Origin of the sequence: Streptomyces sp. NPDC007095, from assembly GCF_040634475.1 — a bacterium.
GTDB lineage: Bacteria > Actinomycetota > Actinomycetes > Streptomycetales > Streptomycetaceae > Streptomyces.
Genome location: NZ_JBEYFS010000006.1, coordinates 23,189 through 40,698 on the forward strand (window position 1 = coordinate 23,189; position 17,510 = coordinate 40,698).

Sequence of the window (17,510 nt, forward strand, 5' to 3'; positions counted from 1 at the left end):
ACCCGGCGGATGCCCCCGGAGGGCCCTGGGTAGGGCCCGGCCATGACGCAGCCGTTCGAACTCCCGCACTTCTACATGCCGTATCCCGCGCGGCTCAACCCGCACCTCGACGAGGCGCGCGCCCACACGGTCGAATGGGCCCGTGGGATGGGCATGTTGGAGGGCTCCGGCATCTGGGAACAGTCCGACCTCGACGCGCACGACTACGGGCTGCTCTGTGCGTACACCCACCCCGACTGCGACGGCCCGGCTCTCTCGCTCATCACCGACTGGTACGTGTGGGTCTTCTTCTTCGACGACCACTTCCTGGAGACCTTCAAACGCACCCAGGACCGCGACGGCGGCAAGGCCTACCTGGACCGGCTGCCCCTCTTCATGCCACTGGACCTCTCGACCCCCGTACCGGAGCCGGAGAATCCGGTCGAGGCCGGGCTCGCCGACCTCTGGGCGCGCACGGTGCCCGCGATGTCGGTGGACTGGCGGGGGCGGTTCGCGGTGTCCACGGAGCACCTGCTCAACGAGTCGATGTGGGAGCTCTCCAACATCAACGAGGGACGGATCGCCAACCCCGTCGAGTACATCGAGATGCGCCGCAAGGTGGGCGGGGCCCCCTGGTCGGCGGGGCTCGTGGAGTACGCGACGGCCGAGGTGCCCGCCTCCGTCGCGGGGACGCGCCCGCTGCGGGTGCTGATGGAGACGTTCTCGGACGGGGTCCATCTGCGCAACGACGTGTTCTCCTACCAGCGCGAGGTCGAGGTCGAGGGCGAGCTCAGCAACGGCATCCTCGTCCTGGAGACCTTCTTCGGCTGCACCACGCAGGAGGCCGCCGAGACCGTCAACGACATCCTCACCTCACGCCTGCACCAGTTCGAGCACACGGCCCTCACCGAAGTGCCCGCACTCGCCGTGGAGAAGGGACTCACCCCGGACCAGGTCGCCGCCGTCGCCGCGTACACCCAGGGGCTCCAGGACTGGCAGTCGGGCGGCCACGAGTGGCACCTGCGCTCCAGCCGCTACATGAACGAGGGGGCGGTGGAGGGCAGTCGGGCGTTGGGCCTCGCCGAACTCGGCACCTCGGCCGTCGACATCGGCGCCCTGCTCTCCGCGGCCGGGGCGCAGCGGCTGCGCAGGTACACCCATGTCCCGTACCAGAAGGTCGGCCCGTCCCTGCTCCCCGATTTCCACATGCCCTTCGAGTTCGCCCTCAGCCCCCACCTGGACGGCGCCCGCGACCGCCTCACCGGCTGGATGTACGAGAGGGGCATGCTCCAGGAGGGCGTCTGGGACGAGGACAAGCTGGCGGCGTACGACCTTCCGCTGTGCGCCGCGGGCATCCACCCGGACGCGACCGAGGAAGCCCTCGACCTGGGCTCCCAGTGGCTGGCCTGGGGGACGTACGGCGACGACTACTACCCGCTGGTCTTCGGACACCGCCGCGACCTGGCGGCGGCGAAGACGACCACCGAACGCCTCTCGGCCTGCATGCCCATCGACGGCGAGCCGACCCCGGTCCCGGCCAACGGCATGGAGCACGGCCTCCTCGACCTGTGGGAGCGCACGACGGCGAAGATGACGCCGGACGAGCGGCGCAAGCTGCGCGGTGACGTGGACAAGATGACGGAGAGCTGGGTGTGGGAGCTGTCGAACCAGCTCCAGCACCGCATCCCCGACCCGATCGACTACCTGGAGATGCGCCGTGCCACCTTCGGCTCCGACCTCACCCTGAACCTGTGCCGCCTGGGCCACGGCCCCAAGGTCCCGCCGGAGGTCTACCGGAGCGGTCCCGTCCGGTCGTTGGAGAACGCCGCCATCGACTACGCCATGCTCATCAACGACGTCTTCTCGTACCAGAAGGAGATCGAGTACGAGGGCGAGGTCCACAACGCCATCCTCGTCGTGCAGAACTTCTTCGGCTGCGACTACCCGACCGGCCTCGGCATCATCCACGACCTGATGACCCAGCGCATGCAGCAGTTCCAGCACGTGGCCGCCCATGAACTGCCGCTCCTGTACGAGGACTTCAAGCTCTCCGAGGAGGTGCGCGGGATCATGGACGGCTATGTGGTGCAACTTGAGAACTGGCTCTCCGGAATCCTGAAATGGCACCAGGACTGCCACCGCTACGGCGCCGAGGACCTGGCCCGCCGCGCCCACGGCTTCCTGCCGGACCGGGCTCCCACGGTGCCGTTCCCCGGGACCGGGGTCGGGACCGTACCGGTACCGGAGCCGGTACTCAGTCCGCACGACATGGCGGAGACGGAAGCCCCGCCGGACCTCACTCCCCGGATCGCAGCAGGCCCCACCCCGTCGTTCACCCTGCCGAAGGGAGTGGGAGCCGCCGCGGAGTTCAGCCTGCCGAAGGCCGAGGCGACGTCCGCTTTGCACTGACGTCGGCATCTGCGTTCGCATCGGTGTTGTCACCGGTGTTGTCACCGGTGTTGTCACCGGTGTTGTCACCTGTGTCCGTGTGGATGTCCGTCGCCCCGGCGAGGCTCCGCTCCACGTTCGCCCTGGCCGTCCCGGAGAGTCTCGCCACAAGCTCCCCGGCGGCCACGGTGACGACGCGGACCTCGTCGGTGAGCGCTGTGTCGGAGGCCGCGGCCCGGGCGACCGCGTAGTGCTCCTCGACGATGTACGCGCCCAGGTTGGTGCGCCACCAGTGCTCCAGTGAGCCGTCGCTGTTGCTGTTGCTGTTGCCGTCGCTGTCGCCGTCGTTGCCGTCCGGCTTGGGGAGGGTGTCCCGCAGCGAGGTCAACGTGCGTATCGCCGCGCCGAACCGGCCCTCCTCCCGCTCCAGCCGGGCGAGCCTGAGGAGGGCCGAGACGCGGTCCCAGGCTTTGGTCTGCAACGGCACGTGCAGCCGCTGGGCGCGCAGCGCCTGAAAGGTGTCGCCCAACTGCTGGAACTCGTGCACGAGCGGGCTCAGCTGGCATGCGTGGCGACGCTCCATGGCCTTGCCGTCCCGCGCGTCGCAGTACGCCCGGAAGTCGATGTCGTCCAATCGCCGGATCAGCGCGGCGCGGGCCAGCTCGACCAGACCCTGTTCGCGGGCGAGTCCGGTCCAGGTGAACAGCGGCTCGTCGGCGGGGTCGGTGCCGAAGAGCGAGTCGTCCAGGTCGCTCGCCCACCTCCGCAGCTCGGCCGGATCAGCGCCCGGCTCGGGCATCCCGCCGAGCCCGCACCAGGTGTCGAAGTCCGTCTCTCGGACCTCGTACAGCAGCGGCAGATCCTCCGCCAGACCGTGCAGGCCCACCAGGACGGCGGCGAGCCGCAGTTCGTCGGTCATCGACGCCTCGGCCTCATGCCTCAGCAGATGCCGCAGCAGCGGAAGATCGCCCTCGCGCCGGTCGAACTGGGCGGCGCGCAGCGTGAGCGCCCGGCGCGCCCGGTCCCCGGCCACCTCGTCCCACGCCGAGCCCTCGCGCAGCAGCGCCAGGTCGGCGCGTCCCCGCGCGAGGACCGACTCCCACAACGGGGGACGGGGGTGGCGTTCCAGGAGGCCGTGTGCGCCGCCCTCCTCCGCGTTCAGAAGAAGGAAGTCGGGCTCGGTGCGCAACAGGGCCGCGTGCAGCAGTCCGATGAGCTCGACGGGCGAGCGCTCGGGCAGGCCGAGACCGGCCCGCAGTTCGGTCCGCTCGTCGTCGATCCCGTGGTACTCCCGGATCTCCTCCTCCGTCTCGGCGACCGCGGCGCGGATCTTCTCCTCTCCGTCGGCCGGCGCGAGCCCCAGGTGGTCGTGCCAGCCGGGCAGCCCGACCAGCACCTCCAGCGCCTCGTCGACGCTGTTGCCGATGATTCCGGCGGAGCCCTCCGAGTCCGCGTACAGCACGGAACCGTCCTCGCACACGAAATACGTACCGCCCGTGTCGTCACCCGCCACCGCCTCCAGCGGACCGCCCGAGGCGAGCCGGACGTCCTCGACGTGGTCGGCACGGGCCAGGTCGAAGTTGAAGGGGAACGCGGCCAGTTCGGCCAGGTGAGACTGCTCCCGGAGCAGCCGCAGGGCGTGATCGCTCATACCGCCGAACGTAACAGCCGTCCGGCGGCGGGAGTCCGGTCGCATCGACGGCGCCGGAGCCCGCGCCCGGGAAGGCCACACTCGGCATCGAGGCCGTCGACGCCCCCGACGGCGGGGGCGCGCTCGTCGTCGGTGTGCACATCCCCGGCCCGGGCCACACCGCGGGCCTGGTCCGCGGTGACACCCTGATCGCCTTCGGCGGGGCACGGCTCGGCTCGGCCGCCGACCTCGCGCGGGCGGTCTCGGCCGCGGACCCCGGGACCACGGTCACGCTCGGCGTCCGCCACGCGAACGGCGACCACCAACAACTGTCCACGGTCCCGGGCGTCGTGACCTGACGCCGGCGCCGACGAGTCGGTCAGGCGGTCCTGAAGTGGCTGGTCAGCCGCCCGTCGTCGGCCAGTACATGAAACGCGAACCCAGGGGGCGCGTCCCGGTCGGCGACCCCATCGCCCTCCCAGGGCAGCCGCAGCGTCCAGGTCACCCCGGGACCGACGACGAGCGGCCGCCCGGCGAAGGCGGTCGCGGCGGGCGTGTGCGCATGCCCGGTGATCAGCCCGACGACCTCGGGCCTGCGCTCCAGCAGCGCGGCCAGGGAATCCGGCCGGCGCAGCTGGTAGGCGTCCGGGAGCGGATGGTGCAGCGCCACCGGCGGGTGGTGGAAGGCGAGCAGCGCCGGCACGGTGCCCTCCAGTTCGTCGAGCGTCGTCTCGATCCAGGCGTACGTCTCCTCGTCCAGTTCTCCTTCGTCGTGGCCCGGAACGCTGGGGTCGCACATCAGGAGGGCGGCGTCGTCGAAGACGTGGACGCTGTTGACCGGCTCCTCGGACGCGGGCTGCCCGAGCAGGGCCTTGCGGTAGGGCGCGCGGCTGTCGTGGTTGCCCGGGCAGGTGAGTACGGGGAAAGGAGGCTCCCCGTCGCGCAGCCCGAGCAGGCGCGCCGCCTCCTCGTACTCCGCCTCCGTGCCGTGGTCCGCGATGTCGCCGGTCACCAGCAGGGCGTCCACCCGCCCCGGCAGCTCCCACAGCCGGTCCCGCACCCGCTCGGCCCGCTCCGTCGCCCGCCGGGTGCCGTCGAGATGCAGATCGCTGATGTGTGCCAGTACGAGCATGGCCTGGGGCCTCCCTATCGGCGTTCTTGGAAGTTAATGGAACATGTGCATACAACCATTAGTGCTAATGGATTGACAATGCTCAACCGTTAGTTGAGCTCCCGGACCGACGCCATGGCCGCAACCGGCTCGCGTCCGCACCGGCAAACGGGCAGGATGCTGCCCGTAGCCCCTGGGGAAACTCCGGACAGACGGAGGCATGGATGACCGGCACGCCCGCGCCCTTCACCGCCGGTGACTACGAGGCCCGTATGCGGCGCGCGGCCGAGGCCGCCGCGGACGCGGGACTCGACGGCGTCCTGATCGCCCCCGGGCCCGATCTGGTGTGGCTGACCGGCTACCGGCCCGTGGAGACCGAACGCCTCACCCTGCTGGTGCTCAGGGCCGGGCAGGATCCCGTGCTGGTCGTGCCGACCCTGGAGGCCCCGGACGCGGCAGCGGCGGCCCCCATGCTGACCCTGCGCGACTGGACCGACGGCAAGGACCCGTACGAGGCGGCCGCGTCCCTGGTCGGGAGCGAGGGCCGCTTCGGCGTCAGCGACAACGCCTGGGCCCTGCATCTGCTCGGCCTGCAGCGGCGGCTGCCGGACACGCGGTACGCGGCCCTCACCGAAGCCCTGCCGATGCTGCGGGCGGTCAAGGACGTGGCGGAGGTGGCGCGGTTGGCGGAGGCCGGGGCGGCCGCGGACGCCGCGTACGAGGAGATCCGGAAGGTGCCCTTCGCGGGGCGCAGAGAGGCCGAAGTCGCCGCCGACCTCGCCGAGCTGCTGCGGCATTTCGGACACTCCCAGGTCGACTTCACCATCGTCGCCTCGGGCCCGAACGGCGCCAACCCGCACCACGAGGCGGGCGAGCGTGTCATCGGGCGCGGTGACATGGTCGTCCTCGACTTCGGCGGCCTCAAACACGGCTACGGCTCCGACACCTCCCGCACGGTCCACGTCGGCGAGCCGGACCTCGAGGAGCGCCGGGTGCACGACGTCGTGCGCGCGGCCCAGGAGGCGGGCGTCGCGGCGGTCCGGCCGGGAGCCGCCTGCCAGGACGTCGACCGGGCGGCCCGCGCCGTCATCACAGAGGCGGGATACGGCGAGTACTTCATCCACCGCACCGGGCACGGCATCGGCGTCACCACCCACGAACCGCCGTACATGATCGAGGGCGAGGAACTGCCCCTCGTGCCCGGGATGTGCTTCTCCGTGGAGCCCGGCATCTATCTGCCCGGCCGCTTCGGGGTGCGCATCGAGGACATCGTCACGGTGACCGAGGAGGGCGGATGGCGCCTCAACACCACGTCCCGCGAGATGGCGATCGTCGACTGACCGGCCACCAGGAGTACTCCCCAGGGCCTCCCGGCAGCCCAAGGCCCCCGACGGCAACGGCGCGACCATGACCCAGGCACCGACACCCACCGCGGACACCGTCCGCCGACTGGCCCGTTCACTGCTCGCCGGCAGCGAGGCGGCGGGCGCGGGCCCCGACGTCCGGCCCGTCACCGAGGGCGCTGAGCACACCACCTGGTGGGTCGGCACCCGCCATGTGCTGCGGCTCGCCCCGGACCACGAGACCGCCGTGCGCCGACGCCGCGAGCTGCGACTGCGCGACCTGGTCCGCCCGCTCGTCGGGGTCGCGGTGCCGACGAGCGTCGCGCACGGCGACTGGGCGGGCGGGCTGGCCTACACGCTGGACACCCGGCTGCCCGGCCGCTCCGGTGAGGCCCAGGACGTCTCCGCGGTCGGGGAGGCGGACCTCGCAGGACTGCTGACAGGGCTGCGCGAGGTGCCCGTACGGCAGGCCGAGGCGCTCGGCGTGCCACGGGCCGCGCCCCGCTCCCTGGAGGAGCTGCGCACGGCCGCGGAGCGGGCCGCCGAGCGGCTCGCCGCCGCCGACGAGTTCGACCCCGGACGCCTCGCCCAGCTCACTCGGCCCGCCGCCGGCCAACTGGCCGCGCAGACCGCCGCCGCCGTCCTCGTCCACCACGGCCTCAAGGGCGAACACCTGGTGGTGAGCGCCGACGGGCGGGTGCGCGGCGTCCTCGACTGGACCGACGCGGTCCTCGGGGACCCCGCCGAGGACATCGCCGGGCTCGCGATCGCCGTCGGTGCCCCCGCCGCCGTACGCGCCGCCACCCTCGCCGGCTACGGGGCCCGGCCCTGTCTGCGCGGCCTGTGGCTGTCCCGCTGCGACACGGTGATCCGCCTCGCCGAGCGCCTGCGCGGCCGCGGCGAAGGGCCGCTCCCGCTGCTGCGGACCCAACTGGGCCGCGCCTGGGAGCCGATCCTCCTCGAACGGGTCACGGACCTGCCGGGCGACGGCTGAGACCGGCCGCGCGAAGCCGTCCGGCGCTCACGCCTGCGTCAGCACCACACACGACTCGCCGGGCACGCTCAACAACCCGTCCGCGTCCGGCGCCGCGACCGGTTCCCACGCGGCCAGCACGCGCGCGTGGCGCAGCCCCAGCGGGATCGCGGCGGCCTCCTTGCCGAGGTTCACCGCCACCCGTACGTCCCCGCGCCGCAGGGCCAGCCAGCGGGCCTGGTGGTCGTAGGCGACCTTGACGGCGGCGAGATCGGGGTCCGCGAGGTCGGGCAGACGGTGGCGCAGGGCGATCAGGTCGCGGTACCAGGCCAGCACACGCGCGTGGAGTGCCTTCTCGGGCTCCGACCAGTCGAGGCAGGAGCGGTCGCGGGTCGCCGGGTCCTGCGGGTCGGGGACGTCCTCCTCGGCCCAGCCGTGCGCCGCGAACTCCCGCCGCCTGCCCCGCCGTACGGCCTGAGCGAGCTCGGGATCGGTGTGGTCGGTGAAGAACTGCCAAGGGGTGCCGGCCGCCCACTCCTCGCCCATGAACAGCATCGGAGTGAAGGGCCCGGTGAGCGTCAGCGCGGCCGCGCAGGCCAGCAGCCCGGGGGAGAGGGACGCCGACAGCCGGTCCCCCTGGGCGCGGTTGCCGATCTGGTCGTGGGTCTGGGAGTAGCCGAGCAGCCGGTGCGCCGAGACGCGCGTACGCTCCAGGGGGCGGCCGTGGCGGCGGCCGCGGAAGCTCGAGTACGTACCGTCGTGGAAGAAGCCGGACGTCAGCGTCTTCGCGAGCGCCGCGAACGGGGACCGCGCGAAGTCCGCGTAGTAGGCCTGCCCCTCACCGGTCAGCGCGGTGTGCAGCGCGTGGTGGAAGTCGTCGTTCCACTGCGCGTGCAGCCCGAGACCGCCCTCGGCGCGCGCGGTGACGAGCCGCGGGTCGTTCAGGTCCGACTCCGCGATCAGGAACAGCGGCCGGCCCAGGTCGTCGGCGAGGGCGTCCACGGCCGTCGACAGTTCCTCCAGGAAGTGCACCGCGCGCGTGTCCCGCAACGCGTGCACCGCGTCCAGGCGCAGCCCGTCCAGCCGGAAGTCCCGCAGCCAGGCCAGGGCGCTGTCGACGAGATACGCGCGCACTTCGTCCGAACCCGGTGCGTCCAGGTTCACGGCGGAGCCCCAGGGCGTCTGATGGGTGTCCGTGAAGTACGGCCCGAACGCGGGGAGGTGGTTGCCGGACGGGCCGAGGTGGTTGTGCACGACGTCGAGGACCACGCCCAGGCCGAGTTCGTGCGCCCGGTCGACAAAACGCTTCAGCGCCTCCGGGCCGCCGTACGGCTCGTGCACGGCCCACAGGGAGACCCCCTCGTACCCCCAGCCGTGCCGCCCGGGGAACGGACACAGCGGCATCAACTCGACGTGGGTGACGCCCAGTTGCGCGAGGTGTTCGAGCCGCCCGGCCGCCGCGTCGAGCGTTCCCTCGGGGGTGTACGTCCCCACGTGCAGCTCGTAGAGGACCGCGCCCGGCAGCGGGCGCCCCGCCCACTCGGTGCGCCACGCGTACCGGGCCTGGTCGACCACCGCGCTCAGTCCGTCCGGGCCGTCCGGCTGCCGCCGCGAACGGGGATCGGGCAGCACGGGGCCGTCGTCCACCGCGAACCCGTACCGCGTGCCGTCCTGCGCGTCCGCGTCGCCCGTCCACCATCCGGCGCGCTCCGGATCGCGCTCCAGCGCGTGCGTGGCGCCCGCGCAGTGGAGCGTCATCCGGTCGGCATCCGGTGCCCACACCTCGAACCGCACAGACGGTTCCCCCTTGTCCGCTCTCCGTTGCCCGTTGCGTTGCCCGTCGCGTTGCCCGTCGCGTTGCCCGTCTGTCGTCCGCTCTCCGTGACAGAGCGCGACGTGAGTGGCACAACATGTCGTGACGTAGCACGTCCATGGTGCTTCACGCGAGATCAATTCGCTTTCGAATCCACCCTTTTGCCGCGTGTTTGCCACGTGATGGACGCGTGGAACCCACCTGTCGGCGGCGGCGGCCTTTTCCGGGTCTTCTGGACACCCCGCTCCTACTGACCGACAATCACCTCCGTGACGTCGTCTTTCGAGTTCCACACGTACCCCGCGCGGCTGTCCGACGCGGAGCGCGACCGGGCGCTGAAGGCGCTCAGTGACGGCGTCGCCCTCGGGCGCCTCTCGCACGACACGTTCGTCCGCCGGATGGAACTGGCGCTCGCCGCCCGCCGCTCCGACGAACTCGCCGTGCTCATCGCCGACCTGCCCACCGAGGGACGCTGGTCGAAACTGGTGTTCGGCACCGTCGAAGCGGTCTCCGGCTTCTCCGTACGGCTGCGCAGGGCCTGGCAGGCCGAGCGTCTCCCCAAGCTGCTGCTGCCCCACCCGGGCAACAACTACCCCCTGCGGATCGGCCGCGACCCCGCGAGCGGACTGCGGCTCAACCACGAGACGGTCTCCCGCGTCCACGCCGAACTGAGCCGCCAGGGCGGCCTGTGGGTGCTGCGCGACCTCGGCTCGACCAACGGGACGACCGTCAACGGACGGCGGGTGATCAGCGCCGCCGTCGTCAAGGAGGGCGATCAGATCAGCTTCGGACGCATGTCCTTCCGCCTTTCGTCCTCCTGAACGACCGACCCGCATCCGTGTGAGCCTTGGCCTCTGTTTCACTCAGTGATTTCCTCAAATTCCCTTATGTTCGACGGTGTTGACGTACCTCCACAGCCGTGACTGACTGTGCGTACACCATGTACATCAGGTGAACCGACGGCACCATACTTGTGGAGGTGTGCCCTGCCGCCACTCCTCCGCTACCCGACCGTGGACGAGCTGGGCGCCCGCGCGGCCGCGCTCGTCGCCCGCCGGCCGCGCGACGCCCGACTGCGCCGAGTGGGCACGTCACGGGCGGGCACCCCGCTGTGGCTGCTGTCCGTCGGACACGGCGGCCGCCAGGCCCTCGTCGTCGCCGGACCCCATGCCAACGAACCCGTGGGCGGCGCCACGGCCCTGCGCCTGGCCGAACGGGCGCTCGCCGACCCCCGGCTCTGCGAGGGCGCCGACGCCACCTGGAACCTGCTGCTCTGTCTCGACCCCGACGGCTCCCGCCGCAACGAGGCCTGGCTGTCCGGCCCGTACACCCTCGGCCACTACTTCCGGAACTTCTTCCGTCCCGGCTTCCTCGAACAGCCCGAGTGGCTGCCCGAAGGCGCGGCCGGTGCCACCCTCCCCGAGACCCGCGCCCTCCTCGACCTCCAGGACGAACTGCGGCCGGTCTTCCAGTGCTCCCTGCACGGCGTCGACGTCGGCGGCGCCTTCGTCGAACTGACCCGCGAGCTGCCCGGACTCGCCCAGCGCGTCGCCCACACCGCGGCCCGCCTCGGCATCCCGCGCGAACTGGGCCCCTACGACACCCTGTACTGGCCGCGGCTCGGCCCCGCCGTCTACCGCATCCCGCCGCCGCACCCCGGCGACCTGGCCGCCGCCATCACCGAGGCCGCCGTCGAGTCCACCTGGTTCCATCCGCACCGCTACGGCACCGTCACCGCCGTGGTCGAGGCCCCCATGTGGGGCGTGGCGGCCGTGGAGGACGCCACCCGGCCCGCCGACGCCGACGCCGTGCTGCGCTTCGTCAGCCACACGCTGCGCCACGACACACGGCTCCTGGAAGGCATCCTCGCGCGGATCCGCCCCGGCCTCGACACCTCCCCGGACGCGGCCTGCCTCCTCGCACCCGTCGACGACTATTTACTCGTCGGGCCCGGCCTCGCCGACTCCTGGGACCCCGACGTGCACGACGCCGGGGCGCGTCCTCTGCCGCCGCTCGACACCGCCCGCCTGACCGCCCTGCGCCTCGCCGGACGCCGGGTCGCCCTGCGCACGGCCGGGCTGCTGCACCAGCTCGTGACCGGCTCCGGGCACGACCGGAGCGGGGCGCTGCCGGAGCTCGACCGGCTGATCGACGCATGGTGCGCCGACTACCGGGAGGGCTGCGGGGCGCGCTGGATCCCGGTCGCCCGCCAGGTCGAGTACCAGGCACGCGTGGTGATCGCCGCGTTCGAACTCGCGGGGCGGTACGCGCCCGTGCGCTCGCATTCGGGTGAGACGGGGTGGGGTCCGCAGGCCGCGCTGCCGATGCACCGGGAATGACGAGAAACTTCCACGCGGTAGGCAACGCTCTCCTCGCGACCGTCGCCCTGCTCACCCTGGGCGCGACCCCGGCCCAGGCGGCGCCCCACGAGGCGCTCCCCGGCAACTGGCTCTACCTCACCCTCACCACCGGCGACGCCCACTCCAGCAGCACCCGCGGCACGCTCCTGCTCTGTGACCCGCCCCAGGGTCACGCCCACGCGGCCGAGGCCTGCGCCGAACTCGCCACCGCCGGGGGCGACATCTCCCGGATTCCGCCCAGGCCCGACAGCATCTGCTCGATGATCTACGCCCCGGTCACCGCATCGGCGCGCGGGGAGTGGGAGGGGCGGCAGGTGACGTACTCGCATACATTCTCGAACTCGTGTGTGATGGGGGCTGGGACGGGGGCGGTGTTTGCGGTGTCGGACTGAGGTGACATCGGATGACAGATGACGATATCTGTCATCCGAAATCCGTCATCTGATATCTGTCATCTGCTCTCTGACACCTGACACCAGGCCTCTGCCACCCGTCAGACGTCCTCTGCCGTCTGTCATCTGCTATCTGTCATCTGCCGTCTGTCAGACGTCAAGCCGCGCCGTCCCGCGCATGCCGCGCCGCCGCGACCACCGTGCGGGACTGGTGCTCGACCTGGTTCTCCAGCGGGACCCAGCGGGCGCGGAACCGTTCGGCGAAGGCGTCGCTCCAGGCGGCGACCAGGCGTTCGAGGCGCGGCGCCGCCCGGTCGTCGGCCTCCTGGAGGACCCGCAGCAGCATCGCGGCGGCCCGCAATGGGAGTCGGCGCCCGAACGCGTCGACACTGCCGACGTACGCCATCGTCGGGTCGGGGGGAGGCGTCCGCACCCAGTCGTGGGCCAGACCTGGCACCAAGTCCAGCGCCCACTTCGCGGCGCGCAGGAGGGGCCCGTCGGGGCCGGGGAGCCTCGGCAGGACCTCCGTGAGTACGTCCTGCACCTGGAGCGCGTCGCGCAGCAGCCGGTGTGCCAGGCGTCGCATCGCCGCCTCCGGTGCGGGATGCGGCGTGGGGTCGTCCACGAGGTCGCTGGCCCACATCGGCACCTCGACGACCGCGGTCAGGCCGCCGTACCGGTGGGTGTGGTACCAGGTGCTGTGCCGGGCGTCGTCGGGCATGCTCGGGTACGCCGCGTCCGAGCCCGGCGCCGGCATCACGTGCACTCCGGGTCCGGAAGCGGGCCAGCCGGCGGCGTCCGAGGCGCCTGTCTCCACGGGGATGTGCAGTTCCGCCGCGGACTTGGCGAAGGGTTCGGCGAGGCCCGGGATGTCCTTGGTCAGCTGCACCCAGCTGCCGCCGAGATCGGTGCCGTGCAGGGTCACCTGGAGGTAGGGCCGCAGCTCGTCGATGACCCGGGTGAGGGCGCGGGTCTCCGGGGGCAGCCGGTCGGGAGGCAGGACGGAGGGCGACCACTCGGGCTGTTCGGGGCCGGCCGGACGGAAGAAACCGAGGTGGTAGTCGAACAGGGTGCGCGGGGCCGGTGTCACATGGAGGCTCGCGCCGTCCGGGTCCGCGCAGAGGAGGAAGTGCCAGGAGGTGTCGGCCCGCAACTCCCGCTCGTGCAGTACACGTTCGGCCAGGGACTGGAGCGTCGAGCCGCCGGTCGGCTCGTTCGCGTGGGCGCCCGCCACGACGAGGACCGCGCGTTCGGCGTGACCGACGGACAGCAGATGGAGGGGTCTGCCCGCGCGCGAGACGCCGATCTGTCTGAGGGCGCACAGCCCGGGACGGTGAGCCGCCAACGTCCGAGCGGACGAGACGATTTCGGTCACACTGGGGTAGCGCAACTCCGGCAGGAGACTCACCCCCGACTTGTCCGCCCTGCGTCGCTTTCCGCAGTACTCCACGGTCTGGGGGAACTGTCAAGGAGAAGGCGGGGCGGCGCCCGCGGCGCCAGGTGGCGTTGATCTCCGCCAGGACGGGCGGGCAGCGTCGGATGAGGCGTACGCGGCGCCGCTCGTCCCCGACCGAGGGCCGGGGCCGACCTCAGGGGTCCCGGCGCGGCCCGCACGTCGTCGCCCGCCCCCACGCCGTCCCTCCGACGGGAACCCTGGAGCGTGCGCGGTCGCGAGCCGGTCCCGGGACCAAGCTCCGGCGCGTGGTGAAGCCGCCCGGGCCTGTGACGAGCCGACGGGCCCCGGGATCACCCGTTCGGGCGTACGAGGACTGCGGTCCGGGGGCCTCGGTGGTCCGCTGGGAACAACCACGTGCCGCTCCCCGGCGCGCAGACCCGAGGTGGGAGGCCCGCGGTGTTGTGTTCTCTTGGCCTTCCCGTCGAAGGCGCTTCGATCGCGCCCGTCGCTCCGGTCGCGCCCATTGCTCCGGTCGCGGCCACCGCTCAGGCCGCTCGGGTCGCTCCGGCCGCTCCGACCACGCCGCTCGCGACAGCGACACGACCGCCCGTCGTGCGACGGCTGCCCGACCCACCGAGCCTGCTCACCCCCGGCATCGAACGCGACCCGTACCCCCTGTACCGCACCCTGCGCCGGAAGTTCCCGCTCGTGTACGACCGGCCGTTCGGCGCGTGGCTGGTCAGCCGGTACGCCGATGTGCGCGCCGCCCTCGCCGACCCGCGGCTCGTCGCCCCGCCGCCCGGACGCACCCTGGCCCACCTGGAGGGCGGCACGCACAGCGCGCACCGGGCCCTCGTCTCACCGGCGTTCCGCGGACACGCCCTGACCGCGCTGACCGCCGGGGTCGAACGGACGGCGTACGTCCTCGCCCGCCGCCTCGCCGACCGCCAGGAGGCCGACCTCGTCGCCGAGTTCTGCCACTGGCTGCCCACCGCGGCGGCCGTCGCCGCGCTCGGGCTGCCGTACGAGGACACCGCGCGCGTGCACTCCTGGTGCCGCACGGGCCTCGACCACCTCGGCGGCCACCACCCCGAGCTCGACGCCTTCCTGCTCCCGTACATCGCCCGTCGGCGCGCCCACCCGGGTGGCGATCTGCTCTCCGCGCTGTGCACGGCGCGGGCGGACGGGCGCCCGCTGCCCGACGAGGCGGTGGCGGGGATCGCCGGGACGCTCCTCGGCGCGGGCGGCGAGGCGACCGCGCACGCGCTGGCGTCGTTCCTCGCCAACCTCCTCGACCACCCCGGCCAACTTGCGCTGGTCCGTGCCCGGCCCGAGCTGACGGCCGGGGCCTGGGCCGAGTCGCTGCGCCGTGATCCCCCGCTGCACATCGTGCTGCGCCGGGCCGTCGAGCCGGTCGGCGCGATACCCGTGGGCGCCACTGTGGCGTGTCTGCTGGGCGCCGCGGGCCGTGACCCGGCCCGGTTCGCCGACCCGGACCGCTACGACGTCTTCCGGCCCGACCCCGGGCAGCTCGCGTACGGCTCCGGACGGCATTTCTGCCCCGGCGCGCTGCTCGCCCGGCTCACCGCGGAACACGGTCTGCACGCCCTGCTCGCCGCCCTCCCGGAGCTGCGCAGGTCCCCGGGCTTCCACCCCGTCGCGGACGGTCTGATCAGCCGCTCTCCCCGGAGCCTGCTGGTCCGCCTGCGCTGACCCGCTCCAGGAGGACCACCGGCAACCGCTCGAAAAGCTTCGCCACACGTGTGTGCCCCGTGAACTCCCGCTCCGGGGCGAGCACGTCCGCCCACCGCCCCTCAGGGAGCGCGAGCCGGGTGTCGCGCCAGCCGCCCGCCTCCGCCAGGCGCAGCGAAAGCCGGGTGACGGCGGAAATCACCTCCCCGGAGCGGACGAACGCCGTGCAGTGCGCGGCGCCCGGCCCCTCCGCCGCCAGCGGCACGTACGTCGCCGCGTCACCGAAGACCTCGGGGCGCCGCCTGCGCAGCCTCAGCGCCGCCGTGGTGAGCGCGGTCTTCGCCGACGTCTGCTCCAGGGGCGTGAACGGCTCGCGGTTGTCGGGGTCCACCAGCGCCAGGTACTCGCCCTCGGTGCCCTGGTAGACGTCGGGTACCCCGGGCATCGTCAGCTGGACCAGAGCGGCCCCCAGGACGTTCGCCCGGACGTGCGGGGCGAGCGAGGCCCGGAAATCCGCCACACGCCGTCCGGGCGGCCCGCAGGGGCCCGCCGCGACGAAGGACGCCACCGACTCCTCGTACGCGGGGTGCTGCTCGGTCCAGGAGGTGTGCAGCCCGGCCTCCCGGACGTGTTTGAGCAGTGCCCCCTGGACGCGTTCCGCGTCGGCCGGACCCAGCCCGAACACCGTCTGCCACGCGGCCCACGCCAGCTGGGGGTCGGGTACGCCCGTCGCCCCCTCGCCGGTCACCTCCGCCAGCACGTCCGCCCACCGCTCGGGGCACTGGGTGAGCACCGAGAGGGCGGCACGGACGTCGGCGCTGCGTTTGGTGTCGTGCGTCGACAGGGCGGTGCCGGTGGCGGGCCAGTCGCGCTGCACACGCGCGCAGTAGGCGTGGAAGTTCTCCGGGGAGACGGCCGTAGCGCCCGGGTTCCCGCCCACCTCGTTGGCCGACAGCAGGGGCACATAGCGGTAGAACGCGGTGTCCTCCACGGACTTCGCCCGCAGCGCCGACGAGGTCTGCGCGAACCGGGCCCGGAACTCCGCGTGCGCGGGCCCGTCACCGGGCCGCCCGAGCAGCAGGTCCCGTACGGCGTCCACGGCGTGCGCCTCCTCCGGCACCGTGAAGACCGCCCGGGCCTCTTCGGCGGCCTCCTCCGTCACGACCAGGGAGGGGTCCGTGGACGGATACGGCCGGTACACCTCGACGCGCACCAGGAGTTCCCGCAGCGCGGTGCCCAGGGCCCAGGGGGCGTGATCGCGCGGTTCCGGGTCGGGGGATGCGGCGCACAGCCCGCTCGCCACGCGCGTGAGGCGGTCGAACTCCGTGGCCAGCTCGTGCGTGATCACCTTGTAGGCCGCCCGGCGCACCGTCGCCTCCCAGCGGCCGCCCCGATCGGCCTGGGGGGCCGCGAACCGCCGGTACTGGCCGAGGAGTTCCCCCGCGCCCGCCGGGTCCGTGAAGAGGCCGTCGACGTGCCGCAGGGCGTCGTAGCCCGTGGTGCCCGCGACGGGCCAGGCGGCGGGCAGCGGCTCGCCGTCCGCGAGGATCTTCTCGACCACCGTCCAGCGCCCGCCGGTCGCCTCGTGGAGGCGGCGCAGATAGGCGTCCGGGTCCGCCAGGCCGTCCGGATGGTCGATGCGCAGTCCTTCGACCACGCCCTCGTCCAGCAGCTCCAGGATCTTCGCGTGGGTCGCCGTGAACACTTCCGGGTCCTCGACCCGCACTCCGATGAGCTCCGAAATGCTGAAGAAGCGGCGGTAGTTGAGGTCGGTGCGGGCCAGCCGCCACCAGGCCGGTCGGTACCACTGCGCGTCGAGGAGCTCCGGCAGCGGCAGCCCCGCGGTGCCCTCGCGCAGCGGAAACACGTGGTCGTAATAGCGCAGTACGTCGCCGTCCACCTTCAGGTGGCCGATTTCCGCGCCGAGCCGGCCCCCGAGCACCGGCAGCAGCAGCCGGCCGTCCCCGGCGTCCCAGTCGATGTCGAACCAGCGCGCGTACGGCGACTCGGGGCCCTCGCGCAGTACCTCCCACAGGGCGTGGTTGTGGCGCGGGGCCATCGCCATGTGGTTCGGCACGATGTCCACGACCAGGCCGAGGCCGTGCTCCCGTGCCGTGCGGGCCAGGGAGCGCAGCCCGTCCTCGCCGCCCAGTTCACCCCGTACACGCGCGTGGTCCACCACGTCGTAGCCGTGCGTCGAGCCGGGAACCGACTCCAGGACGGGGGACAGGTGCAGATGGGAGACGCCGAGCGAGGCCAGGTACGGCACGGCGGCCTCGGCGGCCCCGAAGGGGAACTCCGGCTGCAGCTGCAGCCGGTAGGTGGCGGTGGGTGCGGCGGGTACCACCGGGGCCGGGATCTCCCGTTCGGGACGCTCAGGTGTCATGGAAACCTACGTACCCGCCTCGCCCTCTTTCGTGTCATCGACGTACG

Annotated in this window: 13 protein-coding genes; 8 read left to right on the plus strand and 5 right to left on the minus strand. The window is 72.7% G+C overall.

Annotated elements, in window-relative coordinates; genetic code table 11:
• Positions 1 to 42: 42 nt before the first annotated feature.
• Positions 43 to 2,388: a germacradienol/geosmin synthase Cyc2 gene (gene cyc2, locus ABZ656_RS03540; RefSeq protein WP_360264077.1), complete on the plus strand. Its 2,346-nt coding sequence runs from the start codon at positions 43 to 45 to the stop codon at positions 2,386 to 2,388.
• On the opposite strand, the gene ABZ656_RS03545 is transcribed toward cyc2, so the two are convergent.
• Positions 2,348 to 4,018, minus strand: coding sequence for a hypothetical protein (locus ABZ656_RS03545; RefSeq protein WP_360264080.1), 1,671 nt, complete (start codon positions 4,016 to 4,018; stop codon positions 2,348 to 2,350). The genes cyc2 and ABZ656_RS03545 overlap by 41 nt on opposite strands.
• A gap of 86 nt (positions 4,019 to 4,104) precedes the next feature.
• Here ABZ656_RS03545 and ABZ656_RS03550 point away from each other — a divergent pair, with 86 nt between their 5' ends.
• The gene (locus ABZ656_RS03550) at positions 4,105 to 4,356 is read left to right on the plus strand and encodes a PDZ domain-containing protein (protein ID WP_101401557.1); all 252 of its coding nucleotides are present in this window, start codon (positions 4,105 to 4,107) and stop codon (positions 4,354 to 4,356) included.
• 20 nt (positions 4,357 to 4,376) lie between these two features.
• On the opposite strand, the gene ABZ656_RS03555 is transcribed toward ABZ656_RS03550, so the two are convergent.
• The gene (locus tag ABZ656_RS03555) at positions 4,377 to 5,129 is read right to left on the minus strand and encodes a metallophosphoesterase (RefSeq protein ID WP_360264083.1); all 753 of its coding nucleotides are present in this window, start codon (positions 5,127 to 5,129) and stop codon (positions 4,377 to 4,379) included.
• Positions 5,130 to 5,332: 203 nt separating this feature from the next.
• On the opposite strand from ABZ656_RS03555, the gene ABZ656_RS03560 reads away from it, so the two are divergent.
• Positions 5,333 to 6,448 (plus strand): aminopeptidase P family protein, encoded by a 1,116-nt coding sequence (locus ABZ656_RS03560; RefSeq protein WP_360264086.1) that lies wholly within the window; start codon positions 5,333 to 5,335, stop codon positions 6,446 to 6,448.
• A gap of 67 nt (positions 6,449 to 6,515) precedes the next feature.
• Positions 6,516 to 7,445, plus strand: coding sequence for an aminoglycoside phosphotransferase family protein (locus ABZ656_RS03565; RefSeq protein ID WP_101401560.1), 930 nt, complete (start codon positions 6,516 to 6,518; stop codon positions 7,443 to 7,445).
• 27 nt (positions 7,446 to 7,472) lie between these two features.
• Here ABZ656_RS03565 and treZ read toward each other — a convergent pair whose 3' ends face one another.
• On the minus strand, positions 7,473 to 9,218 hold the full coding sequence (treZ, locus tag ABZ656_RS03570) for a malto-oligosyltrehalose trehalohydrolase (RefSeq protein WP_101401561.1): 1,746 nt from the start codon (positions 9,216 to 9,218) through the stop codon (positions 7,473 to 7,475).
• Positions 9,219 to 9,506: 288 nt separating this feature from the next.
• On the opposite strand from treZ, the gene ABZ656_RS03575 reads away from it, so the two are divergent.
• From ABZ656_RS03575 to ABZ656_RS03585, 3 genes are all read left to right on the plus strand, one after another.
• Complete coding sequence (locus ABZ656_RS03575; protein ID WP_101401562.1) at positions 9,507 to 10,058, plus strand: FHA domain-containing protein; 552 nt, start codon at positions 9,507 to 9,509, stop codon at positions 10,056 to 10,058.
• A 150-nt stretch (positions 10,059 to 10,208) separates the two neighbouring features.
• A complete protein-coding gene (locus tag ABZ656_RS03580; protein ID WP_101401563.1) occupies positions 10,209 to 11,576 on the plus strand; it encodes a M14 family zinc carboxypeptidase in 1,368 nt (455 codons plus the stop codon).
• Complete coding sequence (locus tag ABZ656_RS03585; protein WP_101401564.1) at positions 11,573 to 11,989, plus strand: SSI family serine proteinase inhibitor; 417 nt, start codon at positions 11,573 to 11,575, stop codon at positions 11,987 to 11,989. The genes ABZ656_RS03580 and ABZ656_RS03585 overlap by 4 nt, the downstream gene beginning before the upstream one ends.
• 157 nt (positions 11,990 to 12,146) lie before the next feature.
• Here ABZ656_RS03585 and ABZ656_RS03590 read toward each other — a convergent pair whose 3' ends face one another.
• Entirely contained in the window at positions 12,147 to 13,397 is a 1,251-nt protein-coding gene (locus ABZ656_RS03590; RefSeq protein WP_101401565.1) for a M14 family zinc carboxypeptidase, read from the minus strand.
• A 600-nt stretch (positions 13,398 to 13,997) separates the two neighbouring features.
• Here ABZ656_RS03590 and ABZ656_RS03595 point away from each other — a divergent pair.
• Positions 13,998 to 15,098, plus strand: a complete 1,101-nt coding sequence (locus ABZ656_RS03595) for a cytochrome P450 (RefSeq protein WP_101401566.1) — start codon at positions 13,998 to 14,000, stop codon at positions 15,096 to 15,098.
• Here ABZ656_RS03595 and treY read toward each other — a convergent pair.
• Positions 15,058 to 17,463 carry a malto-oligosyltrehalose synthase gene (gene treY, locus ABZ656_RS03600; RefSeq protein ID WP_101401567.1) on the minus strand — a complete coding sequence of 802 codons (2,406 nt, stop codon included), beginning with the start codon at positions 17,461 to 17,463 and terminating at the stop codon, positions 15,058 to 15,060. The two genes, ABZ656_RS03595 and treY, sit on opposite strands and share 41 nt — an antisense overlap.
• Between the last annotated feature and the right edge of the window lie 47 nt (positions 17,464 to 17,510).